This window comes from Dietzia sp. DQ12-76 (assembly GCF_014145045.1).
Taxonomy (GTDB): Bacteria; Actinomycetota; Actinomycetes; order Mycobacteriales; family Mycobacteriaceae; genus Dietzia.
Genome location: NZ_JAALDV010000191.1, coordinates 1 through 3,746, shown reverse-complemented (window position 1 = coordinate 3,746; position 3,746 = coordinate 1). Strand labels below are relative to the sequence as shown.

At 70.6% G+C, this 3,746-nt stretch carries 2 protein-coding genes and 1 pseudogene; all 3 read left to right on the top strand.

All coding sequences use genetic code 11. The features are described from left to right. The first annotated feature begins 94 nt into the window (after positions 1-94). Entirely contained in the window at positions 95-1,768 is a 1,674-nt protein-coding gene (locus G6019_RS07800; protein WP_182627345.1) for a peptide chain release factor 3, read from the top strand. 161 nt (positions 1,769-1,929) lie between these two features. Continuing rightward, entirely contained in the window at positions 1,930-3,555 is a 1,626-nt protein-coding gene (locus tag G6019_RS07795; RefSeq protein ID WP_241725934.1) for a hypothetical protein, read from the top strand. Then, positions 3,552-3,746: pseudogene (locus G6019_RS07790) on the top strand (MFS transporter); the annotation flags it as partial. The gene G6019_RS07795 and the pseudogene G6019_RS07790, both read left to right, overlap by 4 nt.

The following is a 3,746-nucleotide window of genomic DNA, read 5'->3' as shown; positions in this document are numbered from 1 at the left end:
CCGGGCGGCGCACCCGCGGATTGGGTGCTCGACCGCGCACGGACGTACCCTGGGATGACGACGGCGAGGGCCGCCGGAGCACCGAGGAGGACGCGTGACCGAGACCGCCGAGCACACCGGGACCACCGGACGGCCGTCCGGTCCGGATGCGTCCGGCCACGTCGCGTCCGAGGTGTCACGCCGCCGGACCTTCGCGGTGATCGCCCATCCGGACGCCGGCAAGTCCACGCTCACCGAGGCGCTGGCGCTGCACGCGCGCGTCATCACCGAGGCCGGTGCCGTCCACGGCAAATCCGGCCGTCGGGCCACCGTGTCGGACTGGATGGAGATGGAGAAGGCCCGCGGCATCTCCGTCAGCTCCACCGCGCTGCAGTTCACCTACAAGCCCTCCGGGTCTGCCGAGGACGACGAGCCCTACGTCATCAACCTCGTCGACACCCCCGGCCACGCCGACTTCTCCGAGGACACCTACCGGGTGCTCACCGCCGTCGACGCGGCGGTGATGCTCATCGACGCCGCCAAGGGCCTCGAGCCACAGACGCTCAAACTGTTCCGCGTGTGCAAGCACAACGGCCTGCCCATCATCACGGTGATCAACAAGTGGGACCGTCCGGGGCAGGCGCCACTGGAGCTGCTGGACGAGATCACCGAGCAGATCGGCCTGGTGCCGACCCCGCTGTTCATGCCGGTCGGCATAGCCGGCGACTACCGGGGGTTGCTCCGCCGCGGCCCCGACGGTGCGCCCGAGGAGTACATCCACTTCACCCGCACCGCCGGTGGATCGACCATCGCCCCGGAGGAGCACTACGACCCGGACACCGCCGCCCAGCGGGAGGGCGAGGTGTGGGAGACGGCCGTTGAGGAGTCCGAACTGCTCTCCGCCATGGGGCAGGACCACGACCAGGAGCTCTACCTGGCCGGCGAGACGAGCCCGGTGATCTTCGCCTCCGCGATGCTCAACTTCGGTGTGCACCAGATCCTGGACGCGCTGGTCGAACTGGCCCCACCGCCGCACGCGTGGGAGACCGTGACGGGAGCACCCCGGGAGACCTCGGATCCGTTCTCCGCGGTGGTGTTCAAGGTTCAGGCCGGCATGGACGCCGCGCACCGCGACCGGCTCGCGTTCATGCGCGTGGTCTCCGGGGAGTTCGAGCGCGGGATGGTGGTCACCCACGCCCAGTCCTCCAAACCGTTCACCACCAAGTACGCCCTGACCGTGTTCGGCCGCGACCGCACGACCGTCGAGACCGCCTACCCGGGCGACGTCGTGGGCCTTGTCAACGCCACCGCCCTCGCACCCGGCGACACCCTCTACACCGGTAAGAAGGTGCAGTTCCCGCCGATTCCCCAGTTCGCACCCGAGCACTTCGCCGTGGTGCGCGCGCAGTCGCTGGGCAAGTACAAGCAGTTCCGTAAGGCCATCGACCAGCTGGCCGCCGAGGGCGTGGTGCAGATCCTGCGCAACGACACGCGTGGGGATGCCAACCCCGTCATGGCGGCGGTCGGGCCGATGCAGTTCGAGGTCGTCACCGCCCGCATGAAGGCCGAGTTCAACGTCGAGGTGGTCGTCGACCGCCTGCCGTACTCCATCGCCCGCCGCACCGACTCCGCCTCCGCCGACGAACTCGGCCGGCAGCGCGGGGTGGAGGTGTTCCAGCGCACCGACGGTGAACTCCTGGCTCTGTTCGGCGACAAGTGGCGCCTGCAGTACATCAGCAAGGAGATGGAGCACCTCACCATAGAACCGCTGGTCGCGGACACCAACTGACGCTCCCGCCACACACGCCCCAGCGGTGCGAACCCAACTCTGAACAGCTGTCCAGAAATCTCCGGGAACGGGCCGTGCCACGGCCGAACCTTGGTTAATCTCCCTTTCACGCCGACGCCCCCGCCGACCCACGGCGGGCGCCGTCTGAGAGGGGCACGTCCATGGGAAACGGCAGTTCGACCACGAGGTCCACGACCACCGGCAGATGGGCGCGCTCGGCGCTGGCTCTGCTCTCGGCTGTCGCGGTGACCGTCCCGCTGACGGCCGCGCCCGCGGCGTCCGCCACGCCGATCCGGGGCATGGTGGACGCCCACGCGCACATCGCCGCCTCCCAGGCGTTCGGCGGCGCCCTACGGTGCGGTGAGCCTTTCGCCCCCGGCGGGATGGCGCAGGCCCTGGCCGACTGCCCCACGCACTCGGACTTCGGACACTTCTCGCTGCTCGAGTCGGTCCTCGGCGGCACCGCGGTTCCGGGCGGCACCCAGGGCTACCCCACGTTCGCGCAGTGGCCGGCCTCCAACTCGCAGTTGCACGAGCAGGCCTATTACACCGGTATCGAGCGCGCGTGGCGGGGCGGCCTCCGGGTGCTCAACAACTACCTGGTCGCCAACCGGGTGCTGTGCGAGATGCTCATCGGTTCGCCGTACTCGTGTGACGAGATGGATCAGCTGCGTCGTCAGGTCGACTACATGAACCGGATGGAGGCCCACATCGACGCCGAGCACGGCGGCCCCGGCCGGGGCTGGTTCCGGATCGCACGGTCTCCCGAGGAGGTCCGGTCGATCGCCGCGCAGGGCAAGCTCGCGGTGACGGTGGGCGTCGAGGCGTCCGAGCCGTTCGGCTGCCGGATGGTCAACGACGTGCCGCTGTGTTCGGCCGAGGACATCGACCGCGGCCTCGACGAATTCGCCTCGTGGGGCGTGTCCACCGTGTTCCCGGTCCACAAGTTCGACAACGCCCTCGGCGGCGCCCGCATGGACGAGGACCTGGCGGGCCTGGCGGTGAACGTGGGCAACAAGATCGGTACCCAGCGGTTCTGGGAGACCGAGCCGTGCACCGGCCCCGACGCGGACCACGACCAGCCGATCGCGAGCACCCCGGTCGCTGACGGGCTGGCGGCGGTGACCGGGGGCGCCCCCGCGGGAGCGGCATTGCCCGTGTATCCCGAGACGCCACTGTGCAACGTCCGCGGACTGACCCCGCTCGGCGAGCACGCCGTGCGGGGGATGATGGCGCGCGGCATGGTGATCAACATCGACCACATGAGCGTCAAGACGGCCACGCGGACGCTCGACATCGCCGCGGAGTCGGGGTACACGGGGCTCATCTCCGACCACACCTGGGCCACGCAGGGCATCACGCGCCGCATGCACGAACAAGGCGGGTTCGTGGCCGCGTTCGCCTGGCCCGCCGATGCGACCGAGACCTTCGACACCGGCTTCCTCGAGGCCTGGCGCGCCAACACCGCCGGCACGACCCGCCCCTGGGCCGGGTATGGCTACGGCTCGGACGTCAACGGCCTGGCGCACCTCGCGGACGCGCGCCCCAGCGCGGCCACCGATCCCCTGGTCTACCCGTTCACCGCGCTCAGCGGCGAGGTGATGGACCGGTGGCGGTTCGGTGACCGTGTCTACGACCTCAACGTCGACGGTGTGGCCCAGTACGGGCTCTACGCGGACTGGGCGGCCGACCTGCTGCACCGGGCCGGGCCCGACCGGCCCGAACTGGAGCGTCAGCTCATGGGCGGCGCCGAGGCGTGGACGGCCAACTGGGAACGCGTGCGGTGACCCGACCGGCCGACCGCGTGGGTCCCCTGTGGATCCTGGCGCTCACCCTCGGCGTCGTGGCGGTCTTCGCCTCGTGGTTCGGCCCGCTCCAGATCCTCCTGCCCGTGCAGACCGACAGGATCGGTGGCCCGGACGGCCGCGAGGCGCTGCTCGGGCTGGTGGTGGGCACGGGGGCCGCCGTCGCCCTGGTG

What these genes read in the sequence shown, in the direction of transcription:
- G6019_RS07795 (WP_241725934.1), top strand. Translation starts at nt 1,930, where the DNA reads ATGGGAAACGGCAGTTCGACCACGAGGTCCACGACCACCGGCAGATGG.